At 73.0% G+C, this 17,459-nt stretch carries 21 protein-coding genes; 7 read left to right on the plus strand and 14 right to left on the minus strand.

All coding sequences use genetic code 11. The features are described 5' to 3' along the window. Positions 1 to 9: 9 nt before the first annotated feature. Positions 10 to 885, minus strand: coding sequence for a PHP domain-containing protein (locus ABD998_RS04205; RefSeq protein WP_345436230.1), 876 nt, complete (start codon positions 883 to 885; stop codon positions 10 to 12). 92 nt (positions 886 to 977) lie between these two features. On the opposite strand from ABD998_RS04205, the gene ABD998_RS04210 reads away from it, so the two are divergent. Next, positions 978 to 2,006, plus strand: coding sequence for an endonuclease/exonuclease/phosphatase family protein (locus ABD998_RS04210; protein ID WP_345436232.1), 1,029 nt, complete (start codon positions 978 to 980; stop codon positions 2,004 to 2,006). On the opposite strand, the gene ABD998_RS04215 is transcribed toward ABD998_RS04210, so the two are convergent. Further along, positions 1,985 to 2,401, minus strand: a complete 417-nt coding sequence (locus tag ABD998_RS04215) for a DUF3054 domain-containing protein (protein WP_345436234.1) — start codon at positions 2,399 to 2,401, stop codon at positions 1,985 to 1,987. The genes ABD998_RS04210 and ABD998_RS04215 overlap by 22 nt on opposite strands. A 60-nt stretch (positions 2,402 to 2,461) precedes the next feature. On the opposite strand from ABD998_RS04215, the gene ABD998_RS04220 reads away from it, so the two are divergent. Then, complete coding sequence (locus ABD998_RS04220; protein WP_345436236.1) at positions 2,462 to 3,877, plus strand: aminopeptidase P family protein; 1,416 nt, start codon at positions 2,462 to 2,464, stop codon at positions 3,875 to 3,877. Position 3,878: 1 nt separating this feature from the next. On the opposite strand, the gene ABD998_RS04225 is transcribed toward ABD998_RS04220, so the two are convergent. Both ABD998_RS04225 and ABD998_RS04230 read right to left on the minus strand, forming a co-directional pair. After that, a complete protein-coding gene (locus ABD998_RS04225; protein ID WP_345436238.1) occupies positions 3,879 to 4,550 on the minus strand; it encodes an alpha/beta hydrolase family protein in 672 nt (223 codons plus the stop codon). Beyond that, positions 4,547 to 5,206: a YflT domain-containing protein gene (locus ABD998_RS04230; protein WP_345436240.1), complete on the minus strand. Its 660-nt coding sequence runs from the start codon at positions 5,204 to 5,206 to the stop codon at positions 4,547 to 4,549. Before ABD998_RS04230 ends, ABD998_RS04225 begins: the two co-directional genes overlap by 4 nt. Before the next feature lie 109 nt (positions 5,207 to 5,315). Between ABD998_RS04230 and ABD998_RS04235 the strand changes: the two genes are divergently transcribed. The 3 genes from ABD998_RS04235 to ABD998_RS04245 are packed head-to-tail and all read left to right on the plus strand — an operon-like array spanning position 5,316 to position 8,247. Next, positions 5,316 to 6,605 carry a magnesium transporter MgtE N-terminal domain-containing protein gene (locus ABD998_RS04235; RefSeq protein ID WP_345436242.1) on the plus strand — a complete coding sequence of 430 codons (1,290 nt, stop codon included), beginning with the start codon at positions 5,316 to 5,318 and terminating at the stop codon, positions 6,603 to 6,605. Next, the gene (locus ABD998_RS04240) at positions 6,605 to 7,129 is read left to right on the plus strand and encodes a DUF1003 domain-containing protein (protein WP_425562946.1); all 525 of its coding nucleotides are present in this window, start codon (positions 6,605 to 6,607) and stop codon (positions 7,127 to 7,129) included. The genes ABD998_RS04235 and ABD998_RS04240 overlap by 1 nt, the downstream gene beginning before the upstream one ends. Continuing rightward, positions 7,126 to 8,247, plus strand: coding sequence for an Mrp/NBP35 family ATP-binding protein (locus ABD998_RS04245; RefSeq protein WP_345436243.1), 1,122 nt, complete (start codon positions 7,126 to 7,128; stop codon positions 8,245 to 8,247). Before ABD998_RS04240 ends, ABD998_RS04245 begins: the two co-directional genes overlap by 4 nt. Positions 8,248 to 8,253: 6 nt before the next feature. Here ABD998_RS04245 and ABD998_RS04250 read toward each other — a convergent pair whose 3' ends face one another. Beyond that, complete coding sequence (locus ABD998_RS04250; RefSeq protein ID WP_345436244.1) at positions 8,254 to 8,628, minus strand: Sec-independent protein translocase family protein; 375 nt, start codon at positions 8,626 to 8,628, stop codon at positions 8,254 to 8,256. A gap of 79 nt (positions 8,629 to 8,707) precedes the next feature. On the opposite strand from ABD998_RS04250, the gene ABD998_RS04255 reads away from it, so the two are divergent. Continuing rightward, a complete protein-coding gene (locus ABD998_RS04255) occupies positions 8,708 to 9,343 on the plus strand; it encodes an O-methyltransferase (RefSeq protein ID WP_345436245.1) in 636 nt (211 codons plus the stop codon). A gap of 52 nt (positions 9,344 to 9,395) precedes the next feature. On the opposite strand, the gene ABD998_RS04260 is transcribed toward ABD998_RS04255, so the two are convergent. The 3 genes from ABD998_RS04260 to dapE form a co-directional block, all read right to left on the minus strand. Further along, the gene (locus tag ABD998_RS04260; RefSeq protein ID WP_345436246.1) at positions 9,396 to 9,566 is read right to left on the minus strand and encodes a DUF3117 domain-containing protein; all 171 of its coding nucleotides are present in this window, start codon (positions 9,564 to 9,566) and stop codon (positions 9,396 to 9,398) included. A 94-nt stretch (positions 9,567 to 9,660) separates the two neighbouring features. Further along, positions 9,661 to 10,899 (minus strand): hypothetical protein, encoded by a 1,239-nt coding sequence (locus ABD998_RS04265; protein ID WP_345436248.1) that lies wholly within the window; start codon positions 10,897 to 10,899, stop codon positions 9,661 to 9,663. Continuing rightward, positions 10,881 to 11,957 (minus strand): succinyl-diaminopimelate desuccinylase, encoded by a 1,077-nt coding sequence (gene dapE / locus ABD998_RS04270; RefSeq protein WP_345436249.1) that lies wholly within the window; start codon positions 11,955 to 11,957, stop codon positions 10,881 to 10,883. Before dapE ends, ABD998_RS04265 begins: the two co-directional genes overlap by 19 nt. 60 nt (positions 11,958 to 12,017) lie before the next feature. On the opposite strand from dapE, the gene dapD reads away from it, so the two are divergent. Further along, complete coding sequence (dapD, locus tag ABD998_RS04275) at positions 12,018 to 12,971, plus strand: 2,3,4,5-tetrahydropyridine-2,6-dicarboxylate N-succinyltransferase (protein WP_345436251.1); 954 nt, start codon at positions 12,018 to 12,020, stop codon at positions 12,969 to 12,971. A 60-nt stretch (positions 12,972 to 13,031) separates the two neighbouring features. On the opposite strand, the gene ABD998_RS04280 is transcribed toward dapD, so the two are convergent. The 6 genes from ABD998_RS04280 to ABD998_RS04305 form a co-directional block, all read right to left on the minus strand. After that, positions 13,032 to 14,327 carry a citrate synthase gene (locus ABD998_RS04280; RefSeq protein ID WP_345436253.1) on the minus strand — a complete coding sequence of 432 codons (1,296 nt, stop codon included), beginning with the start codon at positions 14,325 to 14,327 and terminating at the stop codon, positions 13,032 to 13,034. Positions 14,328 to 14,503: 176 nt separating this feature from the next. Then, complete coding sequence (gene dapC, locus ABD998_RS04285) at positions 14,504 to 15,616, minus strand: succinyldiaminopimelate transaminase (protein WP_345436255.1); 1,113 nt, start codon at positions 15,614 to 15,616, stop codon at positions 14,504 to 14,506. A gap of 2 nt (positions 15,617 to 15,618) precedes the next feature. Continuing rightward, positions 15,619 to 15,939 carry a ferredoxin gene (fdxA, locus tag ABD998_RS04290; RefSeq protein ID WP_345436258.1) on the minus strand — a complete coding sequence of 107 codons (321 nt, stop codon included), beginning with the start codon at positions 15,937 to 15,939 and terminating at the stop codon, positions 15,619 to 15,621. Between the two features lie 48 nt (positions 15,940 to 15,987). Next, a complete protein-coding gene (locus ABD998_RS04295) occupies positions 15,988 to 16,398 on the minus strand; it encodes a histidinol dehydrogenase (protein ID WP_345436260.1) in 411 nt (136 codons plus the stop codon). A 33-nt stretch (positions 16,399 to 16,431) separates the two neighbouring features. Beyond that, positions 16,432 to 16,746 carry an AzlD domain-containing protein gene (locus tag ABD998_RS04300; RefSeq protein ID WP_345436262.1) on the minus strand — a complete coding sequence of 105 codons (315 nt, stop codon included), beginning with the start codon at positions 16,744 to 16,746 and terminating at the stop codon, positions 16,432 to 16,434. Next, positions 16,743 to 17,441 (minus strand): AzlC family ABC transporter permease, encoded by a 699-nt coding sequence (locus tag ABD998_RS04305; RefSeq protein WP_345436264.1) that lies wholly within the window; start codon positions 17,439 to 17,441, stop codon positions 16,743 to 16,745. Before ABD998_RS04305 ends, ABD998_RS04300 begins: the two co-directional genes overlap by 4 nt. Positions 17,442 to 17,459: the final 18 nt, after the last annotated feature.

The raw sequence follows: 17,459 nt of genomic DNA on the forward strand, positions 1-17,459 counted from the left end.
CGCTGCCGCTCAGGCGATCACGGGGCGCGATCCGCTGCCGGCCGCGATGATCCTCCGGACCATCGCGGCCGGCGTCGTGTTCTCCCCCGGCAGGTTGGGCTTGCCGAGGCCGTGGTAGTCGCTCGACCCCGTCGCGATGAGATCGCGCTCCGCCACGAGGTGCAGCAGTGCCGCCCGTCCGTCCGCGGTGTTCTCACGGTGATCGACCTCGAACCCGGCGAGGCCCGCGTCGACCAGGTCGTGCAGGGTCGACACCGGGATCATCCCCGCCCGCGACACGGTCGCCGGATGCGCCATGACGGGCACGCCGCCGGCGGCGCGGACCACCGAGATCGCCGCGAACACGTCCGGCGCTTCATGCGGCACGTAGTAGCCCTCGCGCGGATGGAGGATGCCGGCGAACGCCTCGCCGCGATCGGCCACGATCCCGCGGGCGACGAGGGCGTCCGCGATGTGCGGGCGGCCCACCGTCGCCCCCTCGCGCGTCTGCGCGACGACGTCCGCCCAGCGGAGGTCGTAGTCGCGCGACAGATTCTCCACGATGCGCTCCGCCCGCCCGACGCGGTCGCCGCGCACCTCGTCCATCTGCGTGCGCAGCGCGGTGTCGTCGGGATCGAAGAGATACGCCAGCAGGTGCACGCTCCGCCACCCCAGCCGCGTGGAGAGCTCGGCGCCCGGCAGGAACGACATCCCGAGCGACGCCGCCGCCTCCGCAGCCTCCGCCCACCCCGCCGTCGTGTCGTGGTCGGTGAGCGCGGCGGTGCGCACGCCGTGCGCGTGCGCGGACGCGATCACCTCGGCTGGCGGCTCCGTGCCGTCGGAGCGGGTGGAGTGGAGGTGCAGGTCGGCCGGCTCGTCGACGTCGCGCATCCTGCCCTGGTCCATCCCCTCATCGTAGGCGTGCTCGCGCCGGTCTCCCGGCGCCTGCGCCGCGTGCTCGCGACGGTTTCCCAGCGGGCCTGCCTAGGCTCGCAGACGTGCTGCGTCTGGTCGGGATCCTCGTGACCGTGCTGTTCGCGATCGCGACGGCCGTCCTCACCTGGCCCGCCTTCTTCCACGTCGAGCGCGTCTTCCCGATCGCCCAGCTCGCGGCTCTGCGCGGTGTGCTCGTCGTCGCGTTCGCGCTCGTCACCATCGTCTTCCTCCTGCTCGCCATCGCGCGGCCGCTGCGCGGCTTCGCCCTCTCCATGGCGCTCGTCTCGGCGATCGGCGCGATCGCCGGCGGCGTGGTGCTGGGCGTGCGGGGGTACGGCACGGAGTCGCTGCCCGACGCGACGGCCACGAGCGTGCGGGTCATGACCTGGAACACGGCCGGCAACGCGATGGGCGCCGCCGAGATCGCGGAGACCGCCGTCGCGATGGACGTCGACATCGTCGCCCTCCCTGAGACCTCCGAGGAGGTGGGCGAGCAGGTGGCCGTCGCCATGCGCGACATGGGGAGCCCCATGTGGGTCCACCACGTGGCGCTGCGCCCCGACATCGCCGACGGCCCGCAGGCGTGGGTGACGACCGTCCTCATCTCGCCCGACCTCGGCGACTACTCGGTCATCGAGGCCTCCACCGACCTCACGAGCAACACCGAGGTGGTGCCGAGCGTCGTCGCGATGCCCGTCGACGGCGTCGGACCCACGGTCGTCGCCGTGCACGCGGTCTCGCCGCAGCCGGAGTACATGGACCAGTGGGTCGACGACCTGCAGTGGATCGCCGACCAGTGCGCGGGAGGGGACGTCATCCTCGCCGGCGACTTCAACGCCACGCTCGACAACATGGCCGGTCTCGGCGTCGACGGCGGCGACCTGGGCGCCTGTGTCGACGCGGCGGCATCGACGGGCAACGGCGCCGTCGGGACGTGGCCCACCGACATCCCGGCGCTCCTGTCGACCCCCATCGACCACGTCATGCACTCGGCATCGTGGACGGCGACGGGGTCGCTCGTGCTGACGAACCTCGACGACGCGGGCAGCGACCACCGCCCGCTCGTGGTTCAGCTTGAGCCCGCCGGCTGACGGCGGCGCACCACGAGCGTCACGGCCAGCCGCCATCCCACGAGAAGGACGAGGAGGACGACGGCCGTCACGACGACGAACGCCGGCGCCGCCCCTCCGCCCGTGAGGACCCGCAGCCCGAGCCCGACGACCGCCGTCGCGGCCCACAGGACGAGCCCCGTCCGCACGGGGGCGAGCGGATGCCGCCAGGCGCGCGCCAGCGCCCACCCGGCCGCGAGCGCCACGGCGAAGGGCCACGCGACGCGCGCGAGCGCCACGGCGTCGACCACGCCGTCGTGGCTCGCGAGCCCCAGAGCCGCGAAGACGAGGACGACGAGCAGATCGGCGACGGCGGCGCACGCGACGACGCCCCGTGCGACGACGGACGGGCGGGGCGGGGCTGCGGGCGCGCTCATCATCCCAGCGTAGGCGCGACCGGCCCCCGGTGCGGGCGCGGCCGGTGAGAGACTGGACGCATGACGAGCGGCGAGACCCAGACCGAAGCCACCGACGCCCACAAGGCGGAGGACTCCACCACCAACCGTCGGCAGCCCTACCCGCAGGGCTTCCTCGACGTCATCTCCCGCGGCTGGGCGGAGCGGCCGGAGTCGCTCCCCGACGCGCGACCGCAGGCCGCGTACGCCGCCCGGCGCCGCGCAGCGCTCTCCGCCGCCTTCCCCGGGGATCGCCTCGTCATCCCCGCCGGCGGCTTCCGGCAGCGCAGCAACGACACCGACTTCCCCTTCCGCGCGCACTCGGCTTTCGCGCATCTCACGGGCTGGGGCGTCGACGCCGTCGCCGACTCGGTGCTCGTGCTCGATCCGGATGGCGACGGGCACGTCGCGACGCTGTACGTGCGCGACCGGGCCACGCGCGAGACGCCCGAGTTCTACCGCGACGCGACGATCGGCGAGTTCTGGGTGGGCCCTCGCCCGTCGCTCGCGCAGGTGGCGGCGGATCTCGACCTCGCGACGGCGCACGTCGACGACTTCGCCCGTTCCGACGCCGACCGCGTGCTCGAGGAGGACGAGGAGCTCACGCGATTCGTCTCCGAGCTCCGCCTCCTCAAGGACGAGTACGAGATCGAGCAGCTGCGGCTCGCGGTCGCCGTGACGGCCGACGGCTTCGACGACATCGTGTCCTCGCTGGACCGCATCGTCGCCCACCCGCGCGGGGAGCGCGTCGTGGAGGGCGTGTTCCACCAGCGCGCGCGCAGCGACGGCAACTGGGAGGGCTACGACACGATCGCGGCGTCCGGCCCGCACGCCTGCTACCTGCACTGGACGCGCAACGACGGAGCCGTCGTGCCGGGCGACCTCATCCTCGTCGACGCGGGCGCCGAGGTCGACAGCCTCTACACGGCCGACATCACCCGCACGCTGCCCGTGAGCGGCACCTTCACCGACATCCAGCGCCGGGTCTACGAGACGGTGCGCGAGGCGGCGGACGCCGCGTTCGCGGCGGCGCGCCCCGGCGTGCGCTTCCGCGCCGTCCACGAGGCCGCCATGGCCGTCATCGCCCGCCGCACGGCGGAGTGGGGTCTGCTCCCCGTGACGGCGGAGGAGGCCCTGGACGCCGACCGGGGCGGCCAGCAGCGCCGCTACATGGTGCACGGAACCAGCCACCACCTCGGCATCGACGTGCACGACTGCGCGCAGGCGCGGCGCGAGATGTACTACGACGGCGAGCTCGCCCCCGGCATGGTGTTCACGATCGAGCCCGGCCTCTACTTCCAGATCGACGACCTCACGGTGCCGGAGGAGTACCGCGGCATCGGCGTGCGCATCGAGGACGACATCCTCATGACCGCCGACGGCCCCGTCAACCTCTCCTCTGGCATCCCCCGGACGGCCGACGAGGTCGAGGAGTGGATCGCGCGGCTGCGGGGCTGACTCAGCCGCGCGCGCGGAGGAACCGCACGACGGGATCAGCGAGCTCCGCGCCGATCACGTCGGCGGCGCGTCTGCGCCCCTTCACCTCGAACGCGTGCGTCCCGCCCTCGATCCACTCGACGTCGGCGTCGCGGCAGCTCGCCACCGCCTGCTCGAACTGCGCGAGCGGCTGGATGAACGGGTCGTTCGTCCCCTCGACGAAGAGCTGGGGCTGCCGCACCGCAGGCAGGTGCTCCGCACGGGGGCTCTCCGGCTTGCCCGGTGCATGCAGCGGATAGCCGAGGTACACGAGCGCCGTCACGTCGAGGCCGGCCTGCTCGGACGCCGCCACGGAGGCCATCCGGCCTCCGTACGACTTCCCGGCGGCGTGCACGGGGCCGGGCAGCTCCTCCGCCGCATACGCGGCGACGGCCCGCCACGCCGCCACCGCGTGCGCGGCCGGGCCTGGCATCCGGCGCCCCGCCGCGACGTACGGGAAGTCGAAGCGGACCGTCGCCATCCCCGCAGCGGCCACGGCGGCCGCGAAGCCGACGAGGAAGGGATGGTCCTTGCCGGCGCCCGCGCCGTGCGCGATGACGAGTGCGGCCGTCGCGCCCTCCGGGGAGTCGACCACTGCGGGCAGCTCCACACGCCCCGTCGGCAGGTCGACGGGGATGGCGACGGCGCGCGTCACGCGCGATCGCCCTCCGAGGGACCGTCATCCGCCGACGCCGTCGACGGCTTCCCGGGCTCCTCCTGAGCGACGGGCGCCTCCTGCGCGACGGGTGCCTCGGCCACGACGGGGGCACCCGTCCGCGGATCCACCCGCACGCCGAACCGCGGCGGCTCCGTCAGGTCGGCGGGGTCGACCCGGACGGGCGCGACGGGGGCGGTGCCGAGCACCTGGCGCGCCTTGCCGACGCTCCCCCGCTGCACCGCCACCTCGTAGTGGTCCGCCGTCACCTGCATGACGCTCGCGAAGTCGCGGCGCCGGCGCACGATCATGTAGTTCGCGAGCCGGAAGACCATCCCCATCGCGACGCCGAGGAGGATGAGGCCGACGAAGGCGCCCATCGGCAGCGCGGGCGACCAGATGACGACCATCGCGCCGAGCAGCAGTCCGAGCAGCACGCCGTTGAGCGCGCCCGACCAGGCCGCCTGGGCCCACCCGAGGCGCCCCGTGACACGTTCGACGGAGCGCAGCGCCGTGCCCACGATGGCGATCTCGCGCGCGGGGATCTCGGACGAGATGAGCTTCGACACCGCCTTGAGGGCGTCGTCGTAGTCGCGGAAGCTCGCGACGGTCTCGCCGACCTCCGGGGTCCTGCCGAATCCGCTCATCATGCTCATGCGCGCCATTGTCCCATGGGCGCATCCGCTGCATCCTCCGACGCACCTCTGCGCGACCTCCGAACCCGCCCACCCGCTCTCGCCGCGCCGCGCGGTCTACGCTGGACGGGTGAGCACGCAGAGGGTTTTCGTGGCGCGCCTGGCCGGCCGCCCCGTCTTCGACCCCACGGGCGACCGGCTCGGCAGGGTCCGCGACGTCGTCGTCGTGTACCGAAGTACGGGAGCCCCTCGCGTCATCGGGATCGTCTGCGAGATCCCCGGGCGACGGCACGTGTTCGTCGCCATCGGGCGGGTCACCTCGATCTCGCAGGGCCAGGTCATCACGACGGGCCTCATCAACGTCCGGCGGTTCCAGCCGCGCGCCGACGAGGTGCGCGTCATGGCCGAGCTCGTCGGACGTCGCGTCGACTTCCGCGACGGCACCGGCTCCGCGATCATCGAGGACGTCGCGATCGAGCCGAACCGGATCGGCGAATGGGCCGTCGGGCAGCTCTTCCTGCGCAAGCCGAAGACGAGCGGCTCGCCGTTCGCGAAGGGCCCGACGACCTTCGCAACATGGAGCGAGGTGCGCGAGCACCACGTGCCGGGCGAGGCGCAGTCCGCAGAGCATCTCGCCGCGAGCTACGCCGAGCTGCGCGCCGCCGACCTCGCCAACACCCTGCTCGACCTGCCGGAGGAGCGCATGATCGAGGTCGCCGAGGAGCTCTCCGACGAGCGCCTCGCCGACGCACTCGAGGAGATGCCGGAGGACGAGCAGGTGCACATCCTCGAGAAGCTGGGCGACGAGCGTGCCGCCGACGTGCTCGATGCCATGGACCCCGACGACGCCGCCGACCTCCTCGCCGAGCTCGCGCCGCAGCGCAGCGAGGAGCTCCTCGAGCTCATGGAGCCCGAGGAGGCCGAGGACGTGCGCATGCTGCTGCGGTACGGCGGCGACACGGCCGGCGGCCTCATGACGACCGAGCCGATCATCCTGCCTGCCGACGCGACGATCGCCGAGGCGCTCGCCCTCATCCGCCGCCACGAGCTGCACCCCGCGCTCGCAGCGAGCGTGTACGTCACGCTGCCGCCGTACGAGACGCCGACCGGCCGGTTCCTCGGCGCCGTGCACTTCCAGCGCATGCTCCGCTACCCGCCCCACGAGCGGATCGGCGCCATCATCGACGAGACCATCGAGCCGGTCGTCGTGACGGGCTCGGCGTCGGAGGTGGCCCGCCGACTCGCGAGCTACGACCTCGTCTCGCTCCCCGTCGTCGACGCCGCCCACCGGCTCGTCGGCGCCGTGACGGTCGACGACGTGCTCGACTACCTGCTGCCGGAGGACTGGCGTTCGCAGGACGCCGACGACCAGATCCCGCGCCAGCCCTCGACCGGCGCCATCCGGACGGTCCGCGGATGATGGCCCGCGCGTCGGAGATGCGGGGTCGGCGTCCGCGCATCGACGCCTCCTACGACGGACGCGGCAGCGACCGCTTCGGCCGGGCGACGGAGTGGATCGCGCGCGCCATGGGCACACCGTGGTTCCTCATCGGCCTCACGCTGTTCTGCGCGCTCTGGATGGCCTGGAACTCCCTCATGCCCGAGGGGTGGCGTTTCGACTCCGCGGCTCTCGGCTTCACGGCGCTCACGCTCGTGCTGTCGCTGCAGGCGTCGTACGCGGCGCCGCTCATCCTGCTCGCGCAGAACCGCCAGGACGACCGCGACCGCGTGGGCATGGAGCAGGACCGCCAGCGCGCCGAGCGGAACCTGGCCGACACGGAGTACCTGGCGCGCGAGATCGTCGCGCTGCGGATGGCCCTCACCGAGGTCGAGGAGCGCATCGTCACGCGCGAGCAGCTGCAGGCGCTGCTCGACCGCCTGGACGCGATCGACGCGGACGGCCGCCGCCAGAAGCGCCTGAAGCGCGCGGAGGAGGAGGCGTGACGGCGGAAGCAGCCCTCGATGCCGTGCGCGAGGCCGTGGGCCGCGTCTCCGACCCCGAGCTGCGCCGCCCGCTCTCCGAGCTCGACATGCTGCGCGACGTCCGGGCGGACGGCGACGGGGTCGTCGTGGAGATCGCGCTCACGATCGTGGGCTGCCCGGCCGCCGACCGCATCGAGCGCGACGTCCGCACGGCGGCGGAGTCGGCCGCGGGCGGCGCCCCCGTCGCCGTCGAGATCGGGGTCATGACGCCCGCGCAGAGGAAGGCGCTCACCGAGCGCCTGCGGGGCGGCGCCGCGCGCGCGATGCCGTTCGGCGAGGACTCGCTGACGCGCATCGTCGCCGTCACGAGCGGCAAGGGCGGCGTCGGCAAGTCCACGCTCACGGCCAACCTCGCCGTCGCACTCGCCGCGCGCGGGCTCAAGGTCGGCCTGATCGACGCCGACGTGCACGGCTTCTCCATCCCCGCCCTGCTCGGCCTCGTCGTCGACGGCGCAGCGCCCTCCCCCACGCAGGTGGGGGATCTCATCCTGCCGCCCGTCGCCTACGGCGTGAAGGCGATCTCGATCGGGATGTTCCTGCAGCGCGGCGACGAGGTGGTCGCCTGGCGCGGGCCGATGCTCCACCGCACCGTGCAGCAGTTCCTCACCGACGTGTTCTTCGGCGATCTCGACATCCTCCTGCTCGACATGCCTCCCGGCACGGGGGATGTGGCGATCTCGGTCGGCCAGCTGCTCCCGCACGCCGACGTGCTCGTCGTGACGACCCCGCAGACCGCCGCTTCCGACGTCGCCGTCCGCAGCGGCCGCGTCGCGCGCCAGACCGGTCAGCGCGTGATCGGCGTCGTGGAGAACATGGCGGCCATGACGCTGCCCGACGGCACCGTGCTCGACCTGTTCGGCGCGGGCGGCGGCGCAGCGGTCTCCTCGGCGCTCGACGCCCCCCTCCTCGCGTCCGTACCGCTCAGCCCTGCCCTGCGCGCGGGCGGCGATTCCGGGGCGCCCGTCGTCTCGACCCACCCGGACGATCCCGCTGCGACGGCCATCTCGGCCCTCGCGGAGCGGATCGCGGCGGAGCCGCGGCGCCTCGCGGGGAGGAAGCTGCCCGTCGCCCCGGTCTGATCCGGATCAGGTCGCCTCGGAGTCGAAGGGCGGCGGCTCCTCCGCGGTGAACGTGCGCCGCGCGAGCGGCGTCGTCCGCGGGGTGCGCACGGCCGCCTTCACGGTGGTCGGCGCCGCGACGGGAGCGTCGTCGAGGAGGGCCTCGCGGATGATCCGGCGCGGGTCGTACTGGCGCGGATCGAGCTTGCGCCAGTCGACCTCGTCGAAGTCCTCGCCCATCTCGTCCTTGACGCGCGTGCGCGCTCCCTGCACCCACTCGCGTGCGCGGCGCGTGAACTGCGCCAGGTTCTCGGCATAGCGCGGCAGCCGCTCCGGCCCGATGATGAGCGCCGCGATGAACGCGATCAGCAGCACCTTCTCGATGGTGAGGCCGAAGAACATGATCTCAGCGTACCGGGCCGCGCCGCGCGGGCCCGCCCCCGCCGGGGCCGTAGGCTGGAGGGATCGTCAGGAGGAACCCATGAGCGAACTGGACGCCGTCGCGCGCTTCGCCCGCGAAACGGTCGTCGAGCCCGATCACATCGCCCGCGCCCGCCAGCATGCGCTCGAGCTGGGCGCGGCCCCGGTCAGTCCCGGTGTCGGTGCGCAGAGCGCGATCGTCACGGCCGCCGCGGCGGCACGCACGATCATCGAGATCGGCACGGGTGCCGGCGTCTCGGGTCTGTGGCTGCTCCACGGTGCTCCGGATGCCGTGCTCACGACGATCGACAGCGAGCCGGAGCACCTGTCGGCCGCTCGCGAGGCCTTCCAGGCCGCACGCGTCCCCGCTGCGCGCACGCGCTTCATCACGGGACGCGCGGCCGAGGTCCTCCCCCGCATGAACGATGCGGCATACGACGTCGTGCTCATCGACGCCGACCCGGGACGCGTCATCGACTACGTCGCGCACGGGCTGCGCCTCGCCCGTCCCGGAGGGACCGTGCTCGTGCCGCGCGTCCTGCACGGAGGCCGCGTCGCCGACCCCGTTCAGCGCGACGGCATCACACGCGGCTACCGGTCGCTGCTGCAGGAGACGCAGTCGTCTCCCGCCGTGATCGCGGCGCTCTCGACGGTCGGCGAGGGCCTGCTGCAGCTGAACGTCGTCCCGCGGCCATAGAAGAGGGCGGTCGGATCCGCAGATCCGACCGCCCCTCCGGTGACGTCGTGTACTAGGCGTTCACGACGCCGCCCAGGACGCCGTACAGCTCCCGGGCCTCTTCGTCGTTGACGGAGACGACCAGGCGCCCGCCCCCCTCGAGCGGCACGCGCACGATGATGAGGCGCCCCTCCTTCACGGCCTCCATGGGTCCGTCTCCGGTTCTCGGCTTCATCGCTGCCATCGCGGCATCCTTTCCGTTGTGGTCAGGCTCCCAGTTTATCGGGCACGCGCCGTCGATCCGCGCACGGGCGCGGCGCATGTCCTCGCATGACCCGTCAGGGGATGAGCCAGAACGTGTTCCCGAGACCGTACATGCCGTAGATCCACCCCCACTGCCCGACGAGGCACAGGGCCAGCGTCGTCGCGCGCACGCGCGCGCTCCGCGGCACGGCGAGCGCGAGGCACGCGAGCGGCGCGAGAGGGAACAGGAGGCGGAAGACGCTCGACTGCGGGAAGAACACCGCGAGGAGGTAGACGAGGTACGCGATCGACCACAGCTGCAGCTCGCCTCCGCCGCGGCGCGCCTGCGGGAGGAGCAGGACGGCCGCGAACGCCCCTACGACGAGCAGCGCGAGGGCGGCATAGCCGAGCCACGACGGGATGCCCCAGATCCCCGACCACACGCCTGCGGCCTGGATCCAGCCCTCGAACGGCACGAATCCCGCCTCGCCCCCTCCCGTCCACGACCGCCGCCACGAGAGCTCGGTGGCGAGGTAGGCTCCGGGATCGCCCGTGACGGCGCCCGCGATGTACTGCCAGGAGAACCCGACGACGGTGGCGAGGGCGCCGAGGGCGACGATGTGCACGCACTCCCACGCCGTCGGCCCCCCGAGCGCCCGCCGGCGTGCGGGGGCGAGACGCCACAGCCCGTAGAGCCCCAGGAAGAGCGCGAAGGCCAGCACGCCGGGCCGCGTGTAGCCCATGAGCGGGACGAGGAGGTAGAGCGGGCGGTACTGCCGCCGGACGACGCACAGCAGGGAGAGGAGGAGCAGGAGGAGGAAGAGCGCCTCTGCGTACCCGACCTGGAAGAGCGCGCCGAGGGGACCCGCGGCGAGCAGGACCACCCCCCACATGGCCTGGTCGTCGTCGAGCCGCTCGCGCAGGAGCGCGTGGAGCGCAAGGCAGGCGAGGTAGCCCGCGACGAGCGTGACGACGAGGGCGCCGACCCACCACTGCCCCGCCCCGAGCACATTGCCCGCGAGCTGGGCGATGTGCGCGTAGACGGGCATGAACGCCCAGGCGTTCTGCGCGACGTCGCCCGTCTCCGTGACCGGCAGCTCGTCGGGATAGCCCGAGACCGCGACGGTCCAGTACCACTGCGCATCCCAGCCGAGCACGTAGTCGACGAGCGACGGGTCGGGCCCGTGCCGCGAGCCGTCCGGTGACATCGCGGCGGCGAGGAGCATGAGGCCCGTCGTCACGATCCGCGCCGCGCCGTACACGAGCGCGACGCGCGCCCATGTCGGCAGGGCGCCGAAGCGCGTCGCGACCGCGCTCACGCGGTCGTGAGCCATGCCCGCAGACCGCGCTCGACGTCCTCGATCTGCGCGACGGCGACGCGCTCCTCGTCGTGGTGGGCGAGGCTCGGGTCCCCGGGACCGTAGTTCACGGCGGGCACGCCGCGCGCCGAGAAGCGCGCGACATCGGTCCATCCGTACTTCGGTCGCGGCTCGGCGCCCACGGCCGCGACGAAGCCCCGTGCGATGGCCGAGTCGAGCCCGGGCCGCGCGCCCTCCGCGAGGTCGGCGACCTCGACCTCGAACCCGTCCAGGACCTCGCGCACATGGGCGACGGCCTCCTCGCCCGTGCGGCTGGGGGCGAAGCGGAAGTTCACCTCGACCTCGCACAGGTCGGGGATGACGTTGCCGGCGACGCCGCCGGAGACGCGCACGGCGTTAAGCCCCTCCCGGTAGGCGAGGCCGTCCACGACGATCTCCTGCGGACGGTACGCGGCGAGCCGCTCCAGGATGGGCGCGGCGGCATGGATCGCGTTCTCGCCCATCCAGGCGCGCGCCGAGTGGGAGCGCCGGCCGTGCGTGCGCGCCACGACGCGGAGCGTGCCGTTGCAGCCTCCCTCGACCTGTCCGTCGGACGGCTCGCCGAGGATCGCGAAGTCGCCCTCGAACGCCTCGGGGAGCGAGCGCTCCAGGCGGGTCAGGCCGCTCCGCTCGGCGGCCACCTCCTCGTGGTCGTACCAGATCCAGGTGATGTCGTAGGCCGGGTCGACGAGCTCTGCGGCGAGCTTCAGCTGCACGGCCGTGCCGGCCTTCATGTCGACCGTCCCGCGCCCCCAAATCATGGCGGCGCCGTCATCCTCGACGTCGCGCGTGGGGAGGTTCCCGTTGACGGGCACGGTATCGATGTGGCCGGCGATGATGACGCGCTGCGCGCGCCCCAGCCGCGTGCGGGCGACGATCGTGTCGCCGTCGCGGTGCACCTCGAGGTGCCCGAGAGGGCGGATGGCCCCCTCGATCGCATCGGCGAGCGCGGTCTCGTCGTCGGAGACGCTCGGGATGTCGCAGATCGCCCGGGTGAGGTCGGCGGCGGAGAGGGACAGATCGAGCGTCGGCATGACCTCGAGTCTATCGACGGCGGGCGGGGCGCCCCCGGCCATCCCGATACCCTGGAGGGCATGAGCGATGAACGAACCGTGTGGGGCGTCGGCCTCGCGACGACGGCCTCCGACGGCACCGTGCTGGACACGTGGTACCGCGATCTCGGCACGGGCCGAGGCGATGACGCGGCCGTCGCCCCCGCCCTCGAGGAGCTCGGCGCGCAGGCGGGACCGGACGAGCGGCGCGCCGTGGTGGTCTCGGCCGTGCACGTCGAGATCGACCTCGATGCCGCCCCCGCGTCCACCTCCGACGCGTACCTGCGCCTGCACGCGCTCTCGCACCGGCTCGTGGCGCCCAACGGCCTCAACCTGGACGGGATCTTCGGCCACCTGCCCAACGTCGCCTGGACGAACGCGGGGCCCGTCCACCCCGACGACCTCGCACGGCTGCGGCCCGTGCTGCAGCGCGCCGGCATCCAGGTGCAGGGACTCGACAAGTTCCCCCGCCTCACCGACTACGTGCTGCCGGCCGGCGTGCGCATCGCCGACGCGTCGCGCGTGCGCCTGGGCGCCCACCTCTCCCCCGGCACCACCGTCATGCACGAGGGCTTCGTCAACTTCAACGCCGGGACGCTCGGCGCCTCCATGGTGGAGGGGCGCATCTCGCAGGGCGTCGTCGTGGGCGAGGGAAGCGACATCGGCGGAGGCTCGTCGATCATGGGCACCCTCTCGGGCGGCGGCACCCACCGCGTCTCGATCGGCGAGCGCACGCTCCTCGGGGCCAACGCGGGAATCGGCATCTCGCTCGGCGACGACTGCGTGGTGGAGGCCGGCCTCTACCTCACGGCGGGCACGAAGGTCGCCCTCGTCGACGAGGCGCCGACGGCCGACGGCCGTCCCCGCGTCGTCAAGGCGGCCGAGCTGCACGGAGCGAGCGGTCTGCTCTTCCTCCGCAACTCGCTCACGGGATCGATCGAGGCGCGCCGCCGCAAGGGCGTGGGCGTCACGCTCAACTCCGCTCTGCACGCCTGACGGCGGGCATGCCGAAAGGCCCGGGACCTCGCGGTCCCGGGCCTTCTGCGTGCGGAGGGGTCAGGCAGTCGGGTAGTCGCGCTCGGGCGACCCCGTGAACAGCTGCTGCGGGCGGCCGATCTTCGTCTTCGGGTCGAGCGTCAGCTCGCGCCAGTGCGCCAGCCAGCCCGGAAGGCGCCCGATCGCGAACAGCACCGTGAACATCCGCGTCGGGAACCCCATCGCCTTGTAGATGACCCCCGTGTAGAAGTCGACGTTCGGGTAGAGGCGGCGCTCCTTGAAGTAGTCGTCGCTGAGGGCGATCTCCTCGAGCTCCTTCGCCAGGTCGAGGAGGGGGTCGGTCACGCCGAGAGCGCTCAGCACCTCGTCCGCGGACTCCTTCACGAGCTTCGCGCGCGGGTCGTAGTTCTTGTAGACGCGGTGCCCGAAGCCCATGAGCTTCACGCCGTCTTCCTTGTTCTTGACGCGCTCCACGAAGCGCTGGACGCTCTGACCGGAGTCGCGGATCTGGCCGAGCATGTTCAGGACGGCCTCGTTCGCACCGCCGTGGAGCGGGCCGGAGAGCGCGTGGATGCCCGCGGAGACGGACGCGAACTGGTCGGCGCCGGTCGAGCCGACGAGGCGCACGGTCGACGTGGACGCGTTCTGCTCGTGGTCCTCGTGGAGGAGCAGCAGGCGCTCGAGCGCGCGCGACATCACGGGGTCGACCTCGTACGGCTCGCTCATGACGCCGAAGTTGAGGCGGAGGAAGTTGTCGACGAAGCTCAGCGAGTTGTCCGGGTAGAGGAACGCCTGGCCGATCGACTTCTTGTGGGCGTACGCCGCGATCACGGGCAGCTTCGCGAGCAGGCGGACGATGTTGAGCTCGACGTGCTCGGGGTTCGCCGGGTCGGACTGGTGCTCGTAGTACGTCGACAGCGCCGACACAGCCGACGACAGCACGGCCATGGGGTGCGCCCCGTCGGGCAGAGCCGAGAAGAACCGCTTGAGGTCCTCGTGGAGGAGCGTGTGGCGCCGGATGCGCTCGTCGAAGTCGGCGAGCTCGTCGGCCGTGGGGAGCTCGCCGTAGATGAGGAGCCACGCCGTCTCGAGGAAGGTCGAGTTCTTCGCGATCTGCTCGATCGGATAGCCGCGGTAGCGCAGGATGCCCTTGTCGCCGTCGATGTACGTGATGTCCGACGCCGTCGCGGCGGTGTTCACGAAGCCGTAGTCCAGCGTCGTGTGGCCCGTCTGCCGCATGAGCGTCGAGATGTCGATGCTCGGAGCCCCCGCGGTGCTGCGCAGCACCGGGAACTCGGCCGTCTTGTCGCCGATCGTGAGGGTGGCCTTGTCGGCCGGGACTCCCGCGTCGCTCACAGCGCCTCCTGGCGGATCGTTTCGCGACTTCTTGGTCGCATGGATCTGGGGTCGGCCGCCGATCGGCGGCCCGGCACAAGCCCGGTCGGTGCGCGGACGCTGTGCCGATACAGCCTATCGGTCGTCTCGCCTACCTGTGAAATCTCCCAAAGGACCGCGCAGGACGTGGAGGAAACCTACGAGAGGGAGGCGCGAAGGCGCTCGGCGGCCGCCGCCACGCGCTCGTCGGTGGCCGTCAGCGACAGACGCACATGCTGCGGGAAGTGCGCTCCGTAGAAGACGCCGGGGCCCGCGAGGATGCCGAGGTCGGCGAGGCGGCCCATCGACTCCCACGCGTCGCGGCCCTCCGTCGCCCACAGGTAGAGGCCGGCCTCGCTCCTGTCGACCCGGAAGCCCGCGGCCTGCACCGCAGGCAGCAGCACGTCGCGGCGGGCGCGGTAGAGCGCCTTCTGCGCCTCGACGTGGGCGTCGTCGCCGAGGGCGACCGCCATGGCGTGCTGGACGGGAGCGGGCGGCATGAGCCCGAGATGCTTGCGCGCCGCGAGCAGGTCGGCCACGATGCGCGCGCATCCGGCGACGAAGGCCGCGCGGTAGCCGGCGAGGTTCGACTGCTTGCTGAGCGAGTACACGCTCAGGAGCCCCTCGCGGGATCCCTCGGTGACGCGCGGATCGAGCACCGAGGGCACGGGGTCGGACGCCCACGGGCCGTCCCAGCCGAGCTCGGCGTAGCACTCGTCGCTCGCGAGGACCGCGCCGATCTCGCGGGCACGCACGACGGCGGCGCGCAGCTCGTCGATCGTCCAGGTGCGTCCGTCGGGGTTGCCCGGCGTGTTGATCCAGATGAGCTTCGCGCCGGAGGGCCACCGCGCGGGGTCGTCCTCCGCGAGCGGCTCCGCCCCCGCGACGCGGGCCCCCACCTCGTAGGTGGGGTAGGCGGCACGGGGATGCACGACGACGTCGCCTGGCCCGAGCCCGAGGAGGGTGGGGAGGAGCGCGACGAGCTCCTTCGAGCCGATCGTGGGCAGGGTGTTCGCCGTGGTCAGCCCCGGCACGCCGCGCCGGCGCGCGTACCAGTCCACGATCGCCTCTCGCAGGGCGGGCGTGCCCACGGTCTGCGGATACGCGTGCGCGTCGGTCGCCTCCGCGAGCGCGGCCCGGATGGACGCCGGCGTCGGGTCGACGGGAGAGCCGATGGAGAGGTCTACGAGACCACCGGGATGCGCTGCCGCGCGCTCGCGGAAGGGGACGACCGAGTCCCAGGGGTAGTCGGCCAGGTCGCGGACGCCCATCCTCACTCGCCCTGCGGGGGGAGTGCCGCGATGAGGGGGTGGTCCTTGTCGACGACGCCGACCTTGGACGCGCCGCCGGGCGATCCGAGGTCGTCGAAGAACTCGACGTTGGCCTTGTAGTAGTCCTGCCACTCGTCGGGGAGGTCGTCCTCGTAGTAGATCGCCTCGACGGGGCACGCCGGCTCGCAGGCGCCGCAGTCGACGCACTCGTCCGGGTGGATGTACAGCGACCGCTCGCCCTCGTAGATGCAGTCGACAGGGCACTCGTCGATGCAGGCGCGGTCCTTGACGTCCACGCAGGGCAGGGCGATCACGTAAGTCACGCCTGCGATTCTACGCGCGGGCGCAGCGCCCCGCCCCGAAGGCGTGCCTTAGCGGGCGGCCCCGCCCTGCGCGGCCGCGAGACGGCGCAGGCGCGAGAGATCCGGCCACGCGACCGCGACGAGCACGATCCCCGCGAGGAGGAACGACCATACGTACCCGAACGGGAACTCCCCCTCCGCCGGCACCGCCACGACGACGGACCCGCCCGGGCCGCGCCCCGAGTAGACCGTGAGCGCGGCGAGCATGCCGAGCCCGGCAGAGAGCGCCGACCACCGGTCGTCCGTCAGGAGGCGCAGCGAGAGCAGCAGCCCCGCGCAGCCGATGCCGGCGAGCACGAGGCCGATCGGCACGACCCCCCAGGTGAAGGGATGCGCGATCGTGCCGGCCACCCCGAACACCGCGCCCGCGACGAAGGCGACGATCCACGTGACGACGTGCGCGAGCCACTCGTTCCTCATCCGGCCAGGCTATCGCGCCCGATCTGGGAGCTGTCAGGTCGCCCACCCCGCGAAACGCAGGAGGGCAGCGGTCGCGGCCGCGGCGACGACGACCACGAGGAAGGGAGCGCGCAGGCGCAGCAGCACCACCGCGACGGCGAGGGCGGGCAGGCGCGCGTCGAGCGAGAGGCCCTGCCCGTCCCCCACGGTCTGGGTCGCGACGAGCGCGCCCAGGAGGGCGACGGTCAGCAGGTCGGTGATGCGCGCCGCGCGCGGGCGCTCGAACCAGCGCACCGGGATGGCGTAGCCCACGAGCTTGAGCGCCGCGCACGCGACGGCGGCGACGAGGATCGGCGTCCACAGCGTCACGCGCGGTGCTCCGTCCGACCGCCGAGCCAGTTCGTCCATCCGACCACGACGGCCGTGAACGCCGCGACGAGCACGGGAAGCCCCGCCGGGAGCGCCGGCGTCAGCGCGGCGGCGATGACGGCGGCCGCGGCTCCCACGGCCACGGCCTGCCGCGACCGGAGCCGCGGCCACAGGAGCGCGAGCATGGCGGCGGCCGCTGCCGCGTCGAGGCCGTACGCGCGCACGTCCCCCATGACGTCGCCGAGCAGCGCGCCGACGAGGGTCATGGCGTTCCAGGTGGCGAAGATCCCGAGTCCGGTGATCCAGAAGCCCGCACGTCGCGCCGCCGGCTCGTCCTGGGCGAGCGCGACAGCCGTCGACTCGTCGATCGTGAAGGGGGCGGCGAGCACCCGCCGCCACCAGGGCCCCCCGACGACGGGCCCCATGCGCACGGCGTACGCGGCGTTGCGCACCCCGAGGAGGACGGCCGACGCGATCGCCGACGGCGCGGCGGCGAGGCCGCCCGACGCGATCACGCCGACGAAGGCGAACTGCGATCCGCCCGTGAACATGAGGAGGCTCAGCACGCACGTCTGCCAGACGTCGAGGCCGGCCGCGACGCCGAGCGCGCCGAACGAGACGCCGTACAGGCCGGTCGCGACCGCGACGGCGATGCCCTGGCGCCTCGCCTGGCGCACGGCGGAGGACACGGTCATCCTCCGAGCCTACGCAGA

Source organism: Microbacterium gilvum, from assembly GCF_039543865.1.
In the GTDB taxonomy this organism is placed as follows: Bacteria; Actinomycetota; Actinomycetes; order Actinomycetales; family Microbacteriaceae; genus Microbacterium; species Microbacterium gilvum.

What these genes read in the sequence shown, in the direction of transcription:
- ABD998_RS04205 (WP_345436230.1), bottom strand. Translation starts at nt 885, where the DNA reads ATGGACCAGGGCAGGATGCGCGACGTCGACGAGCCGGCCGACCTGCAC.
- ABD998_RS04215 (WP_345436234.1), bottom strand. Translation starts at nt 2,401, where the DNA reads ATGAGCGCGCCCGCAGCCCCGCCCCGCCCGTCCGTCGTCGCACGGGGC.
- ABD998_RS04220 (WP_345436236.1), top strand. Translation starts at nt 2,462, where the DNA reads ATGACGAGCGGCGAGACCCAGACCGAAGCCACCGACGCCCACAAGGCG.
- ABD998_RS04230 (WP_345436240.1), bottom strand. Translation starts at nt 5,206, where the DNA reads ATGAGCATGATGAGCGGATTCGGCAGGACCCCGGAGGTCGGCGAGACC.
- ABD998_RS04240 (WP_425562946.1), top strand. Translation starts at nt 6,605, where the DNA reads ATGGCCCGCGCGTCGGAGATGCGGGGTCGGCGTCCGCGCATCGACGCC.
- ABD998_RS04250 (WP_345436244.1), bottom strand. Translation starts at nt 8,628, where the DNA reads ATGTTCTTCGGCCTCACCATCGAGAAGGTGCTGCTGATCGCGTTCATC.
- ABD998_RS04255 (WP_345436245.1), top strand. Translation starts at nt 8,708, where the DNA reads ATGAGCGAACTGGACGCCGTCGCGCGCTTCGCCCGCGAAACGGTCGTC.
- ABD998_RS04260 (WP_345436246.1), bottom strand. Translation starts at nt 9,566, where the DNA reads ATGGCAGCGATGAAGCCGAGAACCGGAGACGGACCCATGGAGGCCGTG.
- ABD998_RS04265 (WP_345436248.1), bottom strand. Translation starts at nt 10,899, where the DNA reads ATGGCTCACGACCGCGTGAGCGCGGTCGCGACGCGCTTCGGCGCCCTG.
- dapE (WP_345436249.1), bottom strand. Translation starts at nt 11,957, where the DNA reads ATGCCGACGCTCGATCTGTCCCTCTCCGCCGCCGACCTCACCCGGGCG.
- dapD (WP_345436251.1), top strand. Translation starts at nt 12,018, where the DNA reads ATGAGCGATGAACGAACCGTGTGGGGCGTCGGCCTCGCGACGACGGCC.
- dapC (WP_345436255.1), bottom strand. Translation starts at nt 15,616, where the DNA reads ATGGGCGTCCGCGACCTGGCCGACTACCCCTGGGACTCGGTCGTCCCC.
- ABD998_RS04295 (WP_345436260.1), bottom strand. Translation starts at nt 16,398, where the DNA reads ATGAGGAACGAGTGGCTCGCGCACGTCGTCACGTGGATCGTCGCCTTC.
- ABD998_RS04305 (WP_345436264.1), bottom strand. Translation starts at nt 17,441, where the DNA reads ATGACCGTGTCCTCCGCCGTGCGCCAGGCGAGGCGCCAGGGCATCGCC.